The organism is Rheinheimera marina (assembly GCF_042654345.1).
Classification (GTDB): Bacteria; Pseudomonadota; Gammaproteobacteria; order Enterobacterales; family Alteromonadaceae; genus Pararheinheimera; species Pararheinheimera marina.
Map to the genome: position 1 here is coordinate 110,213 of NZ_JBHSGB010000006.1, position 18,213 is coordinate 128,425.

At 52.0% G+C, this 18,213-nt stretch carries 18 protein-coding genes; 6 read left to right on the forward strand and 12 right to left on the reverse strand.

Annotation, left to right across the window (positions count from 1 at the left end; genetic code table 11):
* Positions 1-19: 19 nt before the first annotated feature.
* From ACFO3I_RS06465 to pspA, 8 genes are all read right to left on the reverse strand, one after another.
* A complete protein-coding gene (locus ACFO3I_RS06465) occupies positions 20-361 on the reverse strand; it encodes a 4a-hydroxytetrahydrobiopterin dehydratase (protein WP_377332703.1) in 342 nt (113 codons plus the stop codon).
* Positions 362-386: 25 nt separating this feature from the next.
* Complete coding sequence (gene phhA, locus ACFO3I_RS06470; protein WP_377333444.1) at positions 387-1,313, reverse strand: phenylalanine 4-monooxygenase; 927 nt, start codon at positions 1,311-1,313, stop codon at positions 387-389.
* Positions 1,314-1,333: 20 nt separating this feature from the next.
* A complete protein-coding gene (gene megL, locus ACFO3I_RS06475) occupies positions 1,334-2,551 on the reverse strand; it encodes a methionine gamma-lyase (protein WP_377332704.1) in 1,218 nt (405 codons plus the stop codon).
* 155 nt (positions 2,552-2,706) lie between these two features.
* A complete protein-coding gene (locus ACFO3I_RS06480; RefSeq protein ID WP_377332706.1) occupies positions 2,707-3,693 on the reverse strand; it encodes a TIGR01620 family protein in 987 nt (328 codons plus the stop codon).
* A complete protein-coding gene (locus ACFO3I_RS06485) occupies positions 3,690-5,072 on the reverse strand; it encodes a YcjX family GTP-binding protein (RefSeq protein WP_377332707.1) in 1,383 nt (460 codons plus the stop codon). The genes ACFO3I_RS06480 and ACFO3I_RS06485 overlap by 4 nt, the downstream gene beginning before the upstream one ends.
* Positions 5,073-5,115: 43 nt before the next feature.
* Positions 5,116-5,526 (reverse strand): envelope stress response membrane protein PspC, encoded by a 411-nt coding sequence (pspC, locus tag ACFO3I_RS06490; RefSeq protein WP_377332708.1) that lies wholly within the window; start codon positions 5,524-5,526, stop codon positions 5,116-5,118.
* Positions 5,519-5,755, reverse strand: a complete 237-nt coding sequence (gene pspB, locus ACFO3I_RS06495; protein WP_377332709.1) for an envelope stress response membrane protein PspB — start codon at positions 5,753-5,755, stop codon at positions 5,519-5,521. The genes pspC and pspB overlap by 8 nt, the downstream gene beginning before the upstream one ends.
* Before the next feature lie 25 nt (positions 5,756-5,780).
* Positions 5,781-6,449, reverse strand: coding sequence for a phage shock protein PspA (gene pspA / locus ACFO3I_RS06500; protein WP_377332711.1), 669 nt, complete (start codon positions 6,447-6,449; stop codon positions 5,781-5,783).
* A gap of 183 nt (positions 6,450-6,632) precedes the next feature.
* Here pspA and pspF point away from each other — a divergent pair, with 183 nt between their 5' ends.
* From pspF to ACFO3I_RS06530, 6 genes are read left to right on the forward strand one after another with little or no spacing between them, the layout of a single operon-like run.
* Positions 6,633-7,718: a phage shock protein operon transcriptional activator gene (gene pspF / locus ACFO3I_RS06505; RefSeq protein WP_377332713.1), complete on the forward strand. Its 1,086-nt coding sequence runs from the start codon at positions 6,633-6,635 to the stop codon at positions 7,716-7,718.
* Positions 7,715-9,325, forward strand: coding sequence for an ABC transporter substrate-binding protein (locus tag ACFO3I_RS06510; RefSeq protein ID WP_377332714.1), 1,611 nt, complete (start codon positions 7,715-7,717; stop codon positions 9,323-9,325). Before pspF ends, ACFO3I_RS06510 begins: the two co-directional genes overlap by 4 nt.
* Positions 9,325-10,341 (forward strand): ABC transporter permease, encoded by a 1,017-nt coding sequence (locus tag ACFO3I_RS06515; RefSeq protein ID WP_377332716.1) that lies wholly within the window; start codon positions 9,325-9,327, stop codon positions 10,339-10,341. Before ACFO3I_RS06510 ends, ACFO3I_RS06515 begins: the two co-directional genes overlap by 1 nt.
* Position 10,342: 1 nt before the next feature.
* Entirely contained in the window at positions 10,343-11,236 is an 894-nt protein-coding gene (locus ACFO3I_RS06520) for an ABC transporter permease subunit (RefSeq protein WP_377332717.1), read from the forward strand.
* Positions 11,236-12,228 carry a peptide ABC transporter ATP-binding protein gene (locus tag ACFO3I_RS06525; protein WP_377332719.1) on the forward strand — a complete coding sequence of 331 codons (993 nt, stop codon included), beginning with the start codon at positions 11,236-11,238 and terminating at the stop codon, positions 12,226-12,228. The genes ACFO3I_RS06520 and ACFO3I_RS06525 overlap by 1 nt, the downstream gene beginning before the upstream one ends.
* On the forward strand, positions 12,225-12,995 hold the full coding sequence (locus ACFO3I_RS06530) for an ATP-binding cassette domain-containing protein (protein WP_377332721.1): 771 nt from the start codon (positions 12,225-12,227) through the stop codon (positions 12,993-12,995). Before ACFO3I_RS06525 ends, ACFO3I_RS06530 begins: the two co-directional genes overlap by 4 nt.
* On the opposite strand, the gene ACFO3I_RS06535 is transcribed toward ACFO3I_RS06530, so the two are convergent.
* The 4 genes from ACFO3I_RS06535 to lon form a co-directional block, all read right to left on the reverse strand.
* Positions 12,992-13,192: a hypothetical protein gene (locus tag ACFO3I_RS06535; protein ID WP_377332723.1), complete on the reverse strand. Its 201-nt coding sequence runs from the start codon at positions 13,190-13,192 to the stop codon at positions 12,992-12,994. The two genes, ACFO3I_RS06530 and ACFO3I_RS06535, sit on opposite strands and share 4 nt — an antisense overlap.
* Before the next feature lie 44 nt (positions 13,193-13,236).
* Positions 13,237-15,153, reverse strand: coding sequence for a SurA N-terminal domain-containing protein (locus tag ACFO3I_RS06540; RefSeq protein WP_377332724.1), 1,917 nt, complete (start codon positions 15,151-15,153; stop codon positions 13,237-13,239).
* 151 nt (positions 15,154-15,304) lie between these two features.
* Positions 15,305-15,577 carry a nucleoid-associated protein HU-beta gene (hupB, locus tag ACFO3I_RS06545; RefSeq protein WP_337840433.1) on the reverse strand — a complete coding sequence of 91 codons (273 nt, stop codon included), beginning with the start codon at positions 15,575-15,577 and terminating at the stop codon, positions 15,305-15,307.
* A gap of 211 nt (positions 15,578-15,788) precedes the next feature.
* Positions 15,789-18,197: an endopeptidase La gene (gene lon / locus ACFO3I_RS06550; protein WP_377332725.1), complete on the reverse strand. Its 2,409-nt coding sequence runs from the start codon at positions 18,195-18,197 to the stop codon at positions 15,789-15,791.
* Positions 18,198-18,213: the final 16 nt, after the last annotated feature.

The following is an 18,213-nucleotide window of genomic DNA, read 5'->3' on the forward strand; positions in this document are numbered from 1 at the left end:
GCAACGGAGCCGCTTTTGCTTAGGCACTAAGCAGCTGGTCTGTTTTGGCGGCGCAAATAAAGTCGTTTTTATGCAGGCCTTTAATTGAATGGGACCACCAGGTCACAGTCAGCTTGCCCCACTCCAGCAACAGTGCAGGATGATGGCCTTCTGTTTCAGCCAGCTCCGCCACTTTGTGGTGAAAGGCCCAGGCTTGTTTGAAGTTTTTAAACTTATAAACGCGCTCCAGCTGCAGAATGTCATCCCGTACCACAGGTGTCCAGTCCGGGATCTGACGGATTAACACCGCCAGTTCGTCGTCGCTGACTCGTGGCGCATCGGCACGGCAGGCTTCACATTTTGCTTGGGTTAAATCAGACATGAGTATTTTCTCTTTTTCTCAGCATTTAGCTGGCTTGTTTTTGTTTAGGAGGAAACTTGGCAGCATGCAGCCCCAGCGATTTCGCTTGTTGCACCAGCGCCATTAAATCCAGCTTGGAAATATCAAACAGATCATCAATCGACTGCAACATAAAGTACACCGGCTGCATAATATCGATGCGGTATGGCGTCCGCATCACATCGAGCGCGTCAAAGCGATGGCGTTCTGGCACTTCAGATGCAAAGGCATATTGGGTTTCGCCTGGTGAGGACAAAATACCACCACCGTAAATCCGCAGCCCCTCAGCGGTATTAAGCAAGCCAAATTCAATGGTAAACCAGTACAAACGGGCCAGATACACCCGTTCCTCTTTACTGGCGGCCAGGCCCAGCTGGCCGTATCTGTGCGTAAACTCGGCAAAAGCCGGATGCGTCAGCATGGCGCAGTGGCCGAAGATCTCGTGGAAAATATCCGGCTCCTGCAGGTAATCGAACTCTTCCCTGCTGCGGATAAAGGTTGCGACCGGAAATTCTTTATTGGCCAGCAACTGGAAAAAGCGGTCGAAGCTAATGAGCGCCGGTACTTCAGCACAGCGCCAGCCGGTGCTTTGTTCCAGCACCGCATTTACCTCAGCTAATTGCGGAATGCGGTCCTGTGGCAAATTCAGTTTCTTTAAGCCATCCAGGTATTCATTGCAGGCTTTGCCTTGGATGCAAGACAGCTGCCGACTGATCAGTTCTGACCAGATCTGGTTCTCTTCGTCGCTCCAGTGAATGACGCCTTGCTCATCCGACTGCCTGGATACATAACTGCTGCTTTTACTCATAACTACCCTGGTTTGAAATTTTTTACTGCGGCCTTCGGCCTGCTTATTGTCGCGGCCGATACTAGTGGATTGGACCGCGACTGTTAACCCATGGTTGTGGAGTGCCCCGCCCGGCCGCTTGGTTATTTTGTAAAATAAACGCTACATCAAGCCGTTTTTAGGCTGGTCGTCTGGCGTTGTTGCAGCTTTTTCAGTGCCTGCGCCAGGTCGGCGATAATATCGTCCTGATGCTCCAGCCCAACTGAAATACGGATCAAACCATCACTAATACCCGCCATGGCCCGCTCTTCCGGGCTGTATGGGCTGTGAGTCATGGACGCAGGATGTTGTATTAAGGACTCGGCGTCGCCCAAGCTGACGGCCAATGACAGCAACTGGCACTGATTGATAAAAAACCGGCCGTCATCCAACGAGCCTTTCAGTTCAAATGCCAGCACGCCGCCTGCACCTTTCATCTGGCCGCCCAAAAACTGATGCCCAGGATGCGACGGCAAGCCTGGGTAATAGACGGTGGCAATGGCCGGGTGTTGCTCCAGGTATTCTGCCACCGCCTGCGCATTCTTCAGGTGCCGCTCCAGCCGCACCGACAAAGTTTTCATACCGCGCAGAATCAACCAGGCATCGTGCGGACTGATGGTGGCGCCCATATCTTTTAAGGTGGTGAGCTTAATGGTTTGGATCATCTCAGCAGAGCCAACAATGGCACCCGCCACTACATCGCCATGGCCATTTAAGTATTTGGTGGCACTATGCACAATCAAATCAATGCCAAACTCAACCGGGCGCTGCAATAAAGGTGTCAGAAAGGTGTTGTCCACCACCGAGATCAGCTGATGGCGACGGGCAAAATCGCCGACAAAACTCAGGTCGATCACCGTCAGCGTTGGGTTAATTGGCGTCTCGATAAACAGCATTTTGGTGTTGGGCCTGCGCGCCGCTTCCACCGCCTGCGGATCGGTAAAGTCAACAAAACTGACGTCAATTCCATAGCGGGCAAATTGATGATTAAAGAGCGCAAAGCTGCAGCCATAAATGGCTTTACTCGCCAGCAGGTGGTCACCCTGCTGTAAAAACGCCAGAGTCGCGGCGGCGACAGCCCCCATCCCAGTGGCGGTGGCAGCCGCATCTTGCATCCCTTCGAGCGCTGCCAGTCGTAGCTCCAGCTCGCGGGTAGTCGGGTTGCCGAGCCTGGTATAAATGTAGCCTTCTGCTTCACCGGCAAATCGGGCTGCACCTTGTTCGGCGCTGTCAAATACGAAGGTTGACGTCTGGTATAGAGGGGTGGTCAACGCCCCGTGCGGGTGGGTTTCCGGTTTCCCGGCGTGAATACATAAAGTTTCGGCATGGCCGTACTGCGTGGTCATAAAACACCTGTTGCGTGATGAGTTTGTTTTATTGTTCTTTGCTTTATCTAAGCAAAAGACCTTCATACACAACAGGCATATGGACATCTGAGGGGCCGAAAATCAGCCGGTGTCCCCTGACCACAGCAGACGAAAGTGTCAGAAATTATTGACACTCACTGATGGGCTTTACCGCTGAGACGCAGCACCAGCGCACGTCCCAGCTGGCTCAAACTGAGTTTTTCCTGCTCAGGTAACGGCACTGGTCGTAATAAGTGCTGCGCTGCCAATCCAAGCCTGGCCACCAGTAAACCGGCAATCAGCCCCTGGCCGGCCCGCGCTGATAGTCTGGAGGTCAGCTCTGTGCCAATAAAATCAGCAGACAGGTCCAGCGCCAGCTCCGAACCGCCAGCCCAGACCAAAGAAGCAAACAACCGCTTGATTAACAGCAGGCTACGCAATTGCCCCACACTGGCGCCATAACTTTCGGCAATTTGACGCAACATGCGGCTGCTGCGCCACAGTACCAGCAGTAAGTCCGCCAACACAAAAGGCGACAAAGCCACCGCCAGACTGGTATCGGCGGCGGCCTGATGGATCTGTTGCTGCACTTGTTTATCCAGCGGCTTTAGCACCGTCAGGTCAAATAACTGCAGCACTTCTTTATCACTGTGCTCAGCGCGCACTTGCCGCCGGAATAGCTGCTCTGAGGCTGGCGCAGCAGGCAACTGCCTGACCATCTGCTCGCACAAAGGCAAGGCTTCGCCATATTGCATGCTCTGGCTGATTCGCTCAGCGCTCTGCTGCCATTTTGCACCTTGTTGCAACCGGCGCCACAGGCGGTACTCCCGGCCCAGCAAAAACAACACCAAACCGGTCAGGCTAAGCGCGACCGCGGCACTAAAAAATGTGCCGGGCCCGGGCTGCCGGACCAGTTGCAGCAGCGTATCTATCAGCTGCCAGACACCATAAGCTGACACTGACAGTAAGGAGAGCGCCAGCCAGCGCGCTAACGAACGGCTGGGCTGCACAGCAGGGCCAGCCGGCTCGGGCTGCGTCTTAACAAAGTCATCGGCCTTAAACTCTTCCGCCTGTACAGGCAAGGTTTTCGCTTGCGGCTGCAGCTCTGTTTCAAACTCGACAGCGGGTTTTAATGGTTTCATCCGAGTTTATCTCCAAGTAAAAACTCCAGCGCGTGGTCCATCCGGATGTGCGGCAACGCGCTTTGTCCGTCCCACGGCGCCGGGCTCAGTTCGCTGAAGGCAAAATGATGAGCGGAAAATAGCTGATGATCCGGCCAATAGCCGGGCACTTCGCCTGGGAAAAAGGCGACAGGCAACGTCTGCCCGCGTTTGGTGGCACGTAAACAAGGTTGCTGCTGCCCCTGGTGTTCAATACTGCCTGCGTCACTGGCCCGCACCGCGGCAAGCACCATGACTTCAAACTGGCACAGTTGGTATTGGCTTTGGCTGAGCTGCTCGGCCACTAACTGCTGTAACAACAGGCTCAGTGCCTGATGCTGGTCTGGGGTGACATGGTCCGCTTTACTGACGGCAAACAGCACTTTGCTGATCCGCGGTTTAAACACCCGGCGCAGCCAGTGGTTGGGACCGTAATTAAAGCTCTGCAGGATCAGTAGGATACTTTGCTTCAGTTCAGATAAGGCAGCTTCACCGGCATTGAGTGCACCGAGAATATCCACCAGCACCAATTGCCGGTCAAGTCCGGAGAAGAACTGCTGGTAGAAGGGTTTGACCACCAGTTTCAGGTAATTCTGGTACTGCTGCTCCATCAAAGTCACCAAAGCTCCGCCTTGTGCCAGCTGCTCTGGCAATAACGGCAGTAACTGCAGCACAGGTGTGCCTTCCAGCTCTGCAGGCACCAGCAAGCGACCTGGCTGATTCAGGTACGCACCTGCTGTCTGACTGAACGCCTGCAATAAATCCCGGTACTGCGCACAAAGCTGCTGAACGGAAAGCGGATCAGTCTGGGTTAAATCAACCTGGTGCAACTGCTCGCGAAAAGACGCGGCCACAGCCTGACGGTGCGGCTGGCGGAACAACGCCCAGCAGTGTTCACACCACTGGGAATAACTTTGCTGCAGCATGGGCAGATCCAGCAACCATTCCCCCGGATAGTCCAGCAGCTGCAACGACAACTGCTGATAATCGCTCAGCAAACGCCGCACCGTCGAAGCACTTTGGTAACGTAAGGTCAGCGACAACTGGCTCCAGCCGACGGTCGAAGGTGGCCACTGTGGTTCAGTTAGCTTTAAATACAGTAAATTCTGTTCATAAGGGAAACGGGGGAAATGCAGCGCCTGACGGGCATCAATGCGCGCCCCTAACCAGCGTTTTTGCTGCATTACACTAAAGAATGGCATGGACTGGTTGTCGTGCTGCAGCAATTGCTGCAAGGCAGAAGTAAGAAAAGCAGTTTTGCCTGCACCGCTGAGGCCGGTTACTCCCAGACTCAGCTGTGTATCTAAGGCACGCTGGCCCAGAGTTTTCAGTTGCCAGCTTGCCTTATCTACCCACTTCATTGGCTTTTCCTTGCGGTAAACACCTGACTTGTACCTGCGATGTTTAAAGTTTATTCAGCTCACGGTTCAGTTGAAACTTGGCGGAAGTCACATGACTTTCCATGTCGCGTAAGCGGTATTCCAGACTGTTAAATTGCGCGACCAGGTGGTGTAAAGCCGATTTTGGCGCTTCACCCCGTTGCCAGACCCGGGTTTTGACTTCCACAGGTTTTTCTTCAAACTTGGCAGGTTCCACACCCTGGCGGGACTCGACCACTGATTTCTTTTCCAGAATAAACCAGGCTGCGACGTACAACACAGGTAACAAACCGCCTAAGCCTAACAGCACCGAAGTCACCACAATCAGGCGGATTAACCAGACTTCCCAACCGAAGTAATCCGCAATACCTGCACAGACCCCGGCGATTTTGCCGTTCCGGTCATCCCGGAACAGCTCACGACGTATTTTAGTCATGTTTTTCCCTCCAGCGCGGAGACTCCGCGTCCAGGATGGCTTCCAGAGTTTTAATCCGGTCTGCCATTTTTTCCGCTTTATGCGACAAATCATTTAACTGAAGCAGTTCATTGTCACTCAGCCCCTGCCCTATTTTGTTTTTGCTTCTGTAGTGCATAAAGACCCACAGTGGCGCGACAAAAATCATAAACAGAATGACAGGAATTCCAATAACCTCACCTATTTCCATGATGCACTCCTACAACGCCTGATAATCAGGCGTTATCTTTTTTAGACAATTTAGCTTTCAGATCAGCCAGTTCGGAATCTATCTTGTCAGAAGATGCCAGTTCAGCAAACTCATCTTTTAAGCTTTTCTTGCCTAAATCATAGGATTCAACCTGAGCTTCCAGCGAATCGATCTTCTGCTCATAACGCTCAAACTTATACATGGCATCCTGCAGACGGCTGCTGTCCAGTGTCTTTTTCACATCCAGACGTGACGCTACTGTTTTTTGGCGCATCAGAATGGTTTTCTGACGGGCTTTGGCGTCAGCCAGTTTTTCCTGCAGCTGAGCCACTTCGTCCTGTAACTTGCTGATATGCTCGTCCAGGTGCTGAATATCGGCTTCTACCGCTTTGGCCTGCTCCGCCGCTTTTTGCCTTTCAATCAGCGCCGCACGGGCCAGGTCTTCACGTTCTTTGCTCAGTGCCAGCTCAGCTTTGGCTTGCCAGTCTTCCACTTCGGCAGTCAGTTTGCTGATGACCCGTTGCAGTTCTTTTTTCTCTGCAATGGTTTTGGCAGAGGTGGAACGCACTTCAACCAAGGTGTCTTCCATTTCCTGAATAATCAGGCGGACCATTTTTTCTGGATCTTCAGCTTTATCCAGTAACGCGTTGATATTCGAATTTACGATATCTGAGAAGCGAGAGAAAATACCCATAGCAATTTACCTCTTAAGGATGTTTCGGTTTCGCTAGATACTATTCAGGATCCTTGCCAACTCGAAAAATTAATTTAACTTATTGTTTTATATAAATTTAATTTAGAACAAAAAAGCGCTATGCCAGGTTGCCGTTATGAAATACACTACTTATTAGTTAAATTCACCATTTCGTGAGCAGGCATGAGCAGAAGTTTTCAGCAAGACAACTTAATAGGTCAGTCCAATAGTTTCTTAAGCGTTCTGGAACAGGTGTCTCAGATAGCGCCACTGCACAAGCCTGTGCTGATTATTGGCGAGCGCGGCACAGGGAAAGAACTGATTGCGGCCCGCCTGCATTACCTGTCCCAACGCTGGGATCAAAGTTATCTCACCCTCAACTGCGCAGCACTGAATGAAAACCTGCTGGAAAGTGAATTGTTTGGCCATGAAGCAGGCGCCTTTACCGGAGCGGCCAAACGCCACGAGGGTCGCTTTGAACGCGCCAATGGCGGTACTTTGTTTCTGGACGAATTAGCCAACACGCCAGCCATGGTACAGGAAAAATTACTACGGGTAATAGAATACGGTGAATTCGAGCGGGTCGGCGGCAGTCGGCCAATTCGGGTGGATGTACGGCTGATCTGCGCCACCAATGAAGACTTACCAACAATGGCTGAGCAAGGCGAATTTCGTGCCGACTTGCTGGACCGTCTGGCCTTTGACGTCATCACTTTACCGCCGATGCGTGAGCGCCGCGAAGACATCTTAGTGCTGGCCGAGCACTTTGCCGTCAATATGGCGCGTGAACTTGGTTATGAGCTGTTCAGTGGCTTCAGCGACAAAGCCAAACGCACCCTGCTGGACTATGAGTGGCCGGGTAATGTACGGGAGCTGAAAAACGTGGTGGAGCGCAGTGTCTACCGCACGAATAACCCTTATGTGCCGGTGCATCATATCCAGCTGGACCCCTTTGAGTCGCCGTTTCGTCCACAACAACGGGTCCGTACATTAGACCGGGCACCGAAAGCAACTGCAGCCTCAGCACCAGTAAAAACAGAGACCCAGCCTGTAGAAACTCAAGTCACAGCGCTGCCAGCCAGTCAGTTTGACGCCAACAAAGGCGCTGATTTCAAACTGCTGTCTGAGAAATTTGAAACGGATTTAATCAAGCAAGCGCTGGCCGCCTGCCAGTATAATCAGAAGAAAACAGCCGAAGCACTGAACCTGACCTATCATCAGCTCAGAGGCTACATGAAAAAGTACAAGATGCTGGATAGCCAACAATGAATACCGCTTTTTGCAGCAGCCTGCTGAGCACACTCTGCCTGCTGAGCGCCTGCCAGCCACAGTTGCCCCAGACACTGGCCGAAGGGCTGGTCTATTGTGCGGAAGGCTCACCGGAGAGCTTCAATCCACAGCATGTGACCTCTGGTACCACCATCGACATAGTCAGCCAGCAACTCTATGATCGGTTGCTCGAAATCAATCCACAAAGCGGTGAACTGGAAGGCGCCTTGGCAAAAAACTGGCGGGTCAGCCAGGACGGCCTCACTTACTGGTTTGAATTGCGCCCAAACGTACAGTTTCATCACACTGGCTATTTTACGCCGGGCCGGCCCTTCCAGGCCGACGATGTGGTGTTTACCTTTGAACGTATCCTGAATAAAAGCCATCCTTATCACCGTATTGGCGGTGGCAACTACCCTTATTTTGAAAGTGTCGATCTGACCTCGCTGGTGACGGCAGTGGTGGCCGAAGATGCCGGCACAGTGCGTTTTGAACTCAGTCGGCCGGACAGCTCATTTTTATCCAACCTGGCCACCGACTTTGTATCCATTCTGTCCGCCGAATACGCCGCACAGCTGCTGCAACAGCAACAACCTCAGCTGATTGATATTCACCCGATCGGCACTGGCCCTTTTATGTTTCAGGATTACAAAAAGGATCAGTTCGTCCGTTATTACCGCCATCCCGAATACTGGGGTGGTAAAGCGCAGCTGACTCAGCTGGTGTTTGATTTAGTGCCAGACAGTGCCAAACGCATGGCGATGTTACTGACCCATGAATGCGACGTGGTGGCCTATCCGCGCCATGCTGAGCTGAAACTGGTGACAGAACGGCCGGATGTGGAAGTGAAAAGCCAAATCAGCATGAACGTTGGTTTCTGGGCTTTTAATACGCAAAAGGCGCCCTTCGACAACGCCAAGGTGCGCAAGGCACTGGCGATGGCGATAGACCGCACCACTATTTTGCAGGCGGTGTATTTCGGCCATGCCGATTTAGCGCGCAGTGTATTGCCGCCCACCTCCTGGGCTTTTGACAGCAGCGCGCCAGAACAACCTTATGATCCAGAGCTTGCCAAACAATTACTGGCCGAAGCGGGTTACCCTAAGGGCTTCCAGATGGATATCTGGGCCATGCCGGTACAGCGTCTGTACAACCCCAATGCGCAGAAAATGGCAGAACTGATGCAGGCCGATTTAGCCCGTGTTGGCGTCAGAGCCCGCATCGTCTCCTTTGAATGGAATAGTTTCAGACGCAAACTCAGCGACAATGAACATGATTCTGTGCTGATTGGCTGGTCGGCAGACAATGCGGATCCGGACAACTTCTTCCGGCCGCTGCTCAGCTGCGCTGCCGCAGAAAACGGCAGCAACAGAGCCAACTGGTGCGATCCTAAATTTGATAACCTGCTGAACCAGGCGCTGCTGACTGCCGACCCCAAACAACGGCGCAGTTTTTATCTGGCGGCCCAGCATTATTTAGCTGAACAAATGCCACTGTTCAGCATTGCGCATTCCAAGCGTTTTCAGGCGCAAAGTGTCAAAGTGTCTGGTGTGGTGATGAGCCCTTATGGTGGCGTATCGATGGCCAAAGCAGAAAAGGATTTATGATGCTGCATTATTTTCTGCGCCGGGTGTTTTTACTAAGTTTTGTCTTTGTTGCCCTGACCATTCTGGGTTTCAGCCTGAGTTACCTGTTCCCCGGTGATCGCCTCAGCACCTTGTCAGGTTTGACCAACATCAGCGAAGCACAGCAACTGGAGCTGATCCGACATTATCAGCTCGACCAATCGGTACTTCAGCAGTATCTGGCCTATGTCGGACGCATCCTGGACGGCGACTGGGGCTTATCCTTTGCCAGCCAGCAACCCGTGCTGCCAGAGCTGTTGGCCGTGTTTCCGGCCACGCTGGAACTTGCGGCCTATGCACTGATGCTGTCGTTTTTAGTCGGGGTGCCTGTGGGTTTGTTTTGCGCTATACGCTCCGAGACCATTCTGGCCCGCTTATTCTCAGCGCTCACCTTAATCGGCTATTCGCTGCCGGTGTTCTGGTGGGCGTTGTTACTGATTATGGTGTTTGCCTTGTCGCTGGGCTGGTTGCCCACCTCCGGGCGCTTGCATGTGCTGTTCGACGTGCCGGCGAAAACCGGTTTTATGCTGCTGGATATTTACCTGTCCGATTTAACCCATAAAACAGCCGCCTTTCGTGACGCTTTACACCATCTGTTACTGCCCACCATAGTGCTGGCTACCTTCCCCACCACAGTGATGATCCGTTTCACTCGCAACTCAATGCAAAGCGTGTTGGAGCAGGGTTATATCAAGACGGCCCGCGCCAAAGGTCTGAGCCGTGCTCAGGTGTTGTACCATCATGGCTTGAGAAATGCGTTATTGCCGGTGATCCGCCAGGTGGGCCTGCAATTCAGTACCCTGATCACACTGGCGATGCTGACGGAAGTTATTTTTTCCTGGCCAGGTATTGGCCAGTGGCTGATAGACAGTATTTACCAGCGCAATTATCCGGCTATCCATGGCGGCTTGCTGATGGTGTCCTCTTTGGTGATTGCCGCCAATATGCTGACTGAAGTTTTACACACCCTGTTTAATCCATTGGCGCGTAAAGGCTGATATGAAAAAGTTTCGTCTTTATTTTGAAGAGCATAACCGTGGCCCGCTGACTCAGCTCTGGCTGCAGTTTCAGCGCCAGCACAGTGCTATGTTCGGCCTGGTGTTGTTTGTGTTTTTTCTGGCTCTGGTGTTGCTTGCTCCTGTGCTGAGCCCCCATGACCCCTATCTGCAGAACCCGGACTTGCTGCTGCTGGCACCGTCCTGGAGCGAAGCTGGCCTGGTCAGCTATGCCTTTGGCACCGACGATTTGGGTCGCGATATTATGTCGCGTCTGATCACCGGTGCCGTCTACACCTTTGGTCTTTCTATTGTCGCCGTTTTAATGGCTCTGCTGCTAGGGCTGGCGCTTGGCATGATGGCCGGCATGAGTAAAGGCGTGAAGTCCAGTGTGTTTAACCATTTACTTGATTTGGCCCTGACCATCCCGTCGCTATTACTGGCCATACTGATAGTGGCGGTGCTGGGCCCTGGCTTATGGAATACAACCTGGGCCATCGTTTTGGCCCTGTTGCCTCAATTTGTGCATGGCATCCGCAACAGCATTCAGGAAGCACTGAAGCAGGATTATGTGGTGGCCTACCGGCTGGACGGCGCCAATAACTGGCAGGTACTGCGCCATGCCGTACTGCCGAATATTTGGGAACCTGTCACTCTGATGTCCAGTATGGCGTTATCAACCGCCATGCTGGATATAGCAGCCTTAGGCTTTTTGGGCTTAGGTGCGCAGGCTCCGACCGCTGAATGGGGTGCCATGATAGCGGATGCGCTGGATTTGATTTATCTGGCCCCTTGGGCCATCGCCCTTCCCGGCATGCTGCTCTTTGCGGCCGTGCTGTCAGTCAATCTGGTGGGTGACGGTTTGCGTACAGCCATTAAAAAACGGCGGGAGAGCTGATGATTCTGCTTGATATCAAAAACCTGACCATCGAACTGGAAACAGCGGATGGGTTGATTCGCGCTGTTGATCGGGTAAATCTGACGCTGAAAGAAGGCGAAATCCGTGGCCTGGTTGGCGAATCCGGCTCAGGTAAAAGCTTGATTGCCAAAGCCATAGTCGGTGTGCTGAATAAACGCTGGCGCATCACGGCGGACCGCTTCAGTTGGCAAGGCCAGGATCTCTTGCGCCTGCCCTACCAGGAGCAACGCAGCATTATCGGCCGTGATATCGCGATGATTTACCAGGAGCCCAGCCGTAGCATGGATCCGACCTCGCCGATTCTGGACCAGCTGACCGAATCTATTCCGGATGGCGAACTGGAAAGTCGCTGGTTTGGCCGGCCTTTTGAGCGTCGAAAAAAAGCAGCGGCTTTGCTGCACAAAGTAGGGATCCGCGACCACCAGGCTATTTTTCAGTCTTACCCTTATCAATTGTCTGAAGGGGTTTGCCAGAAAATATCCATCGCGATGGCCATTGCGAAAAAACCCAAATTATTGATTGCCGATGAACCGACCACAGCACTGGAAAGTACCACACAGGCCCAGTTGTTCCGCTTACTGGCAAGCTTCAATCAGCTCAAAGGAATGTCCATTCTGCTGATCAGCCACGAGCTTGAAACCGTCGCCCGCACCACAGACACCATGAGCGTGTTGTATTGCGGCCAGTTGGTTGAAGCCGGGGAAACGGAAGCCATACTTTCCAGACCTATGCACCCCTATACTCATGCGCTGATTAAAAGTGTGCCCGAGTTCCAGCCTGAACTGCAAAGCAAACAGGCCTTGTATGCCTTGCCTGGCAGTATCCCGACTCTGCAGCATCTGCCGATCGGCTGTCGCCTGGGGCCACGTTGTCCGAATGCCCGCAAAGAATGTGTAAAAACCCCATTGCTGGACCGTCAGCAAAACCATTTCTACAGCTGTCATTTTCCGTTAGGGGGTAAAAAAGCATGAAACCTCTGTTACTGGAAGTGCGGCAACTCTCAAAAAGCTATCAGAGAGCTCAGGGGGTATTTGGCCATAAAAAAGTCCAGGCCTTGTCCCACGTCAGCTTTACCCTGGAAGCAGGCCAGACTCTGGCGATAGTCGGTGAAACAGGTTCAGGTAAAAGTACGCTGGCCAAATTACTGATTGGAATTGAAAGCCCGGATCAGGGCGAAATACTGCTGGAAGGTCAGGCCATCCAAATCACTGATTTCAAAGACTACAATCAGGTGATCCGTTATATCTTCCAGGACCCTGCCCGTTCGTTGAACCCGCATCAGAAAATTGGCCAGATGCTGCAGGATGTGCTGCGTTACAGCTCTTCACTGCCTGCAGAGGAGCATCAGGCCAAAATACGCCTGACCTTGCGCCAGGTAGGCCTGATGGACGAACATGCCGATTACTACCCTCATATGTTCTCTGGTGGCCAATTACAGCGTGTGGCGCTGGCCAGAGCCCTTATTCTCGACCCTAAGCTGTTGATCCTGGATGAAGCACTGACGGCCATGGACCCGTCGTTACGGGCGCAAATCGTCAACCTGCTGCTGGAGCTGCAAAAACAACAAGGTTTGGCTTATTTGCTGATCACCAACCATTTACGCTTGGTACGACACATTGCCGACAAGATGTTGGTTCTGCATCAGGGCAATGCACTGGATTATGGTGATACCGCCGCAGTGTTTGCCGATCCACAGTTTGACTACAGCAAAAAACTGATCAGCAGCGCGATGAGTTAAGGCGTTGCCGTTGATTGCTCCTGCATAAACAGCATACCGTACGTCCTGTCCATCGCCGTTAATTGCTCCTGCATAAACGGCATACCGTACGTCCTGTACATCGCCGTTAATTGCTCCTGCATAAACGGCATACCGTACGTCCTGTACATCGCCGTTAATTGCTCCTGCATAAACAGCATACCGTACGTCCTGTACATAAAAAAACCGGCGCTTGGGCGCCGGTTTTTTATCACAACGTCTGTTATTGTTCGTCGCTGCTCGCGACTTCCAGGCTACGTACAATTTGCGCTTTGGCTTTTAACGCTGCGATCACTGCGGCATAGCTTTGCTGTGCTTTCTGCTGGCCAAACTGCTCCAGATCTTCTTTTGAAGGTGTCGCAGTCACCTCAACATTCGTCACTTTCGTCACGGCCAGCACCACTGAATCGCCAGCAACTGTGGTCAGTGAACCATAAGAGACTGCAGCCTGCTCAGACGGCTTCGCCAGTTCAAAAGCCTTAGTACGGATATCAGCATCCAGGTCGCCACCAAAACGTGGTACTGCAGTTTTGCTTTCTACAGTCAGCTGATGCTGTTGCGCAACGGCATCCATAGAACCACCCGCTTGCAGGGCTGCCAGCAGCTCCGCGGCCTGAGCCTGAGCCATCTCTTCCGTCTTCTGACTTACTACAGCGGTACGGACTTGCTCTTTGACTTCATCAAAGCCTTTGGTTTTTTCTGGCTGATGCGCGCTGATCCGGGCAACCAGCACCTGGTCGGCCGAAACTTCCAGCACATCACTGTTCACACCACCGGCAATAAACTCTTCAGAGAACAGTGTGCTGACCACTGCAGGTGCATTCAGCGGAGCTGGTGCAGAGCCCTGAGTAAAAGCCGGCACTGATTCCACTTTGCCACCTATAGCTTCTGCAGCTTCTTGCAGCGAATCAGCAATCTCGAAGCTCTTTTCGCCTAACGCCTGTTGCAGTTCAATAAACTTCTCTGCGGCCTTCTGATCTTTCAGCTCAGTAGCAATCTGCGTTTTCACGTCAGCAAAGTCTTTGGTCTGAGAAGCTTCAATCGCGGTCAGTTTAATCAAGTGGTAACCAAACTCAGTTTTTACCACAGGGCTGACATCGCCCACTTGCTTCAGTGCAAAGGCGGCTTTCTCAAACTCAGGGTCCATCACACCGGCTTCAATAAAGTCCAAATCACCACCGTTCTCTGCAGAGAAGGTGTCGCTGGATTCTTTTTTCGCCAATTCAGCAAAGTCAGCACCTTGTGCCAGCTGCGCAGCCAGGGCTTCAGCTTTGGTTTTGATCTCTGCGTTATCCTCAGCAGATTCCAGCAGGATATGCGACACACGGCGGCGTTCATCCGTTTTGTAACGATTTAAGTTGGCATCGTAATACGCCTGCAGGTCGGCATCAGAAACTTCGATACCCGCTGCATTGTCCGCTTTATTTAACTGCACATAATCCACAGCCACGGTTTCTGGCGAAACAAACTGATTCAGGTTGGTCTGGTAATAGTCCTGCAGCATCTGTTCCGTGACTTCAACTTTATCAGCAAAGCTGGCCGCTTTAACCTGCAGATACTGCACATCACGGGTTTGCTGTTGTAATTGGGCCAGGAGAGTTAATTCAGACTCGGTGGCAAACTCGCTCGATACCAGGCTGCTCACCAGCTGATTACGTGACATTTGACCACGCAGGTAATCACGGAACTGGTTTGGCTCGTAGCCGTTTTGGCGTAATAACGCCAGGTAGCGGTCGTTGTTAAACACGCCGTCTACCTGAAACTCGGTCATTGCCAGAATGGTTTCTCGCACTTGCTGATCACTGACCATCAGATTTAAATCGGTCATCAACTGCTTTTGCAGTTTTTCATCGATCAGCTTCTCCAATACCTGGCTGCGGAAGCTGTTCATGTAGTTAGTGTCGCTGGCCAGGCTGCTGAACATATCACCAAACTGCTGCTGCATCCGGTTACGTTCGTTCTGCAACGCCGTATCAAATTCTGCTTTTGTAATGTCTTCGCCGTTTACCACAGCAACCACAGGCTCTTTGGTGTTACCCAGATAGCTGCCAACCCCGGCTAATGCAAAGGTCAGGATCACAAAACCAAGGATCACCTTGGCGATCATCCCCTGAGAACCTTCTCTGATCTTCTCTAACATGCTGTCTACGTCTCTTTTGCCAACAATGTGGTATTAAAAAAAAAGCGCATCTTAGCAGATACGCCTTTTTCATTAAAGCTGCGGCAACGTCAGGCTTGGTGCTATCTGCGCCACGGCTTTTCCCCAACCGGTTGACCAGTCGGGGTCTTGATTAGTTCACGCTGTCTTTTAATGCTTTACCAGGCTTGAACGAAGGGATCTTCGCAGAAGCGATCTGGATAGTTGCACCAGTTTGTGGGTTGCGGCCTGAACGTGCGGCGCGCTCGCGAACGGCAAAAGTGCCGAAACCAACTAAGGCTACTGAGTCACCTTCTTTCAGAGCTTGCGTCACTGCGTCGATGAACGCGTCCAGTGAACGACCAGCTGCCGCTTTAGAAATGTCTGCACCAGCAGCGATTTTGTCGATAAGTTGAGACTTGTTCACAATATCATCCCCTTCAATTGTTATTATTTTCAACAACTACCAAAAATTACTTTGTTGTGTAGTGGCGCACTTGTTATATCAAGCCTGATTTGGGCTTGCAAGCACAAAACGCTGCCCCACAAAAACTTTTTGTCTGGCTGCAAGCCTTGTCTGACAAGGCCTGCAGCGAAACTGACCATAACTTAACACACAAAAAGCGTTTGAAAAGCCCCTAGGCAGGATTTTTTTGGCTTTTTTTCGCTTTTGGCGCGGCTTTTGGTGCAGTTTCAGCCGTTTCGACCACGGCCATCCCTGTTGGTGGTTCCTGCAGGGCCAACTCCAGCACGTCATCAATCCATTTCACAGCACGGATATCCAGGTCCCCTTTAACGTTATCCGGAATGTCTTTTAAATCCCGCACGTTATCATGAGGGATCAATACCCGCTTAATGCCGCCACGATGGGCTGCCAATAACTTCTCTTTCAGACCACCAATAGGCAGCACTTCACCACGCAGGGTGATCTCCCCTGTCATGGCCACATCAGCGCGCACCGGGTTGCCTGTCAGGCTGGACACCAACGCTGTCACCATGGCAATACCGGCACTTGGACCATCTTTTGGTGTGGCGCCTTCTGGCACGTGCACGTGAATGTCACGTTTCTCATAGAAATCTTCATTGATCCGCAGTTTCTCCGCGCGACTGCGCACCACGGTCATAGCGGCCTGGATCGACTCTTTCATCACATCGCCAAGCGAACCTGTGTAGGTCAGCTTGCCTTTGCCGACTACGGCAGCGGCTTCAATGGTCAACAGGTCACCGCCCACAGAAGTCCAGGCTAAGCCTGTCACCTGACCGATGCGGTTGCTGTCTTCGGCTTTACCGTAATCAAAACGTTGCACGCCGAGGTACTCTTCCAGGTTGGCCTGGTTGATGATGACCTTCTTCAGCTTGCTGTCGAGCAGAATATTTTTCACGGCTTTACGGCACAGCTTGGAGATTTCACGCTCCAGGTTCCGCACCCCGGCTTCGCGGGTGTAGTAACGGATAATACCGATAATGGCGCTGTCTTCCACTTCAATTTCATTTGGTTTCAGACCATTGCGCTCCATTTGCTTGCTCAGCAAATGCTCTTTGGCAATATTCAGTTTTTCATCTTCGGTGTAACCCGACAGGCGGATCACTTCCATCCGATCCAGCAGGGCCGCCGGAATATTCAGACTGTTCGACGTAGCAAAAAACATCACGTCTGACAGGTCGTAATCCACTTCCAGGTAATGGTCCGAGAACGCTGTGTTTTGTTCCGGGTCCAGTACCTCCAGCAAAGCTGCTGACGGGTCGCCACGGAAGTCTGACGCCATCTTGTCAATTTCATCCAGCAGGAACAATGGGTTACGTACACCGACTTTCGCCATTTTCTGGATAATCTTACCCGGCATCGAGCCAATGTAAGTGCGGCGGTGACCACGGATTTCCGCCTCGTCACGCACGCCACCAAGCGCCATCCGCACGTACTTACGGCCAGTGGCTTTGGCCACCGACATCCCCAGCGAGGTTTTACCAACGCCCGGCGGGCCAACCAGACACAGAATTGGGCCTTTTAACTTGTTGACACGTTGCTGAACAGCCAGATATTCCAGAATACGTTCTTTCACTTTATCCAGACCGTAGTGATCTGAGTTCAGAATTTTTTCCGCGCCGGCCAGGTCTTTTTTCACCTTGCTGCGTTTTTTCCACGGCACATTGGTCAGCCAGTCGATGTAGCTGCGTACTACTGTGGCTTCAGCAGACATGGGTGACATCATTTTCAGCTTCTGCAATTCAGCCGTCGCTTTTTGTTTCGCTTCCGCCGGCATTTGCGCCGCTTCAATCTTGTTATTCAGTGTTTCGAATTCGTCCGGCGTGTCTTCCAGCTCACCCAGCTCTTTCTGGATAGCTTTCATCTGTTCGTTCAGATAGTACTCACGCTGACTTTTTTCCATCTGTTTCTTGACACGGCTGCGAATACGACGTTCCACCTGCAGAATGTCGATTTCACTTTCCATCATCGCCATCAGAAACTCTAAGCGCTCGGTCACATCGATGATTTCGAGCACTTTTTGTTTGTCTTCCACCTTCAGCGGCATATGAGCCGCCATGGTATCCGCCAGGCGCGCAGCGTCATCAATACCAGACAATGCCGTTAAGACTTCTGGCGGGATCTTTTTATTCAGTTTGATATAGCCTTCAAACTGATTAATGGCCGAACGTAAAATGACTTCCTGCTCACGGCTGTCCAGCTGAGGCGTCGGGATTAAATCCACGTACGCAGCGAAGGTTTCTTCGGTATCGGTAAATTCAGCCAATTCGGCGCGTTTGCCACCTTCAACCAGCACCTTCACGGTGCCGTCAGGCAACTTCAACAATTGAAGAATGGTGGCGACAGTACCCACACGATACAAATCGTCGTCTTTAGGGTCATCCAGCGTGGCGTCTTTCTGTGCAACCAGGAAAATCTGTTTTTCCTTTTCCATGGCCGCATCCAGGCACTTGATTGACTTAGCCCGTCCGACAAACAGTGGGATCACCATGTGCGGATAGACGACCACGTCCCGTAATGCCAACACTGGCATATGCAAACGTTCTGTCTTTGCTACTGTCATGAAATCTCTCTTGAAT

Coding starts and splice junctions, on each gene's coding strand:
- ACFO3I_RS06465 (WP_377332703.1), bottom strand. CDS start 361: ATGTCTGATTTAACCCAAGCAAAATGTGAAGCCTGCCGTGCCGATGCG.
- megL (WP_377332704.1), bottom strand. CDS start 2,551: ATGACCACGCAGTACGGCCATGCCGAAACTTTATGTATTCACGCCGGG.
- ACFO3I_RS06480 (WP_377332706.1), bottom strand. CDS start 3,693: ATGAAACCATTAAAACCCGCTGTCGAGTTTGAAACAGAGCTGCAGCCG.
- ACFO3I_RS06485 (WP_377332707.1), bottom strand. CDS start 5,072: ATGAAGTGGGTAGATAAGGCAAGCTGGCAACTGAAAACTCTGGGCCAG.
- pspC (WP_377332708.1), bottom strand. CDS start 5,526: ATGACTAAAATACGTCGTGAGCTGTTCCGGGATGACCGGAACGGCAAA.
- pspB (WP_377332709.1), bottom strand. CDS start 5,755: ATGGAAATAGGTGAGGTTATTGGAATTCCTGTCATTCTGTTTATGATT.
- pspA (WP_377332711.1), bottom strand. CDS start 6,449: ATGGGTATTTTCTCTCGCTTCTCAGATATCGTAAATTCGAATATCAAC.
- pspF (WP_377332713.1), top strand. CDS start 6,633: ATGAGCAGAAGTTTTCAGCAAGACAACTTAATAGGTCAGTCCAATAGT.
- ACFO3I_RS06510 (WP_377332714.1), top strand. CDS start 7,715: ATGAATACCGCTTTTTGCAGCAGCCTGCTGAGCACACTCTGCCTGCTG.
- ACFO3I_RS06515 (WP_377332716.1), top strand. CDS start 9,325: ATGCTGCATTATTTTCTGCGCCGGGTGTTTTTACTAAGTTTTGTCTTT.
- ACFO3I_RS06520 (WP_377332717.1), top strand. CDS start 10,343: ATGAAAAAGTTTCGTCTTTATTTTGAAGAGCATAACCGTGGCCCGCTG.
- ACFO3I_RS06525 (WP_377332719.1), top strand. CDS start 11,236: ATGATTCTGCTTGATATCAAAAACCTGACCATCGAACTGGAAACAGCG.
- ACFO3I_RS06530 (WP_377332721.1), top strand. CDS start 12,225: ATGAAACCTCTGTTACTGGAAGTGCGGCAACTCTCAAAAAGCTATCAG.
- ACFO3I_RS06535 (WP_377332723.1), bottom strand. CDS start 13,192: ATGTACAGGACGTACGGTATGCTGTTTATGCAGGAGCAATTAACGGCG.
- ACFO3I_RS06540 (WP_377332724.1), bottom strand. CDS start 15,153: ATGTTAGAGAAGATCAGAGAAGGTTCTCAGGGGATGATCGCCAAGGTG.
- lon (WP_377332725.1), bottom strand. CDS start 18,197: ATGACAGTAGCAAAGACAGAACGTTTGCATATGCCAGTGTTGGCATTA.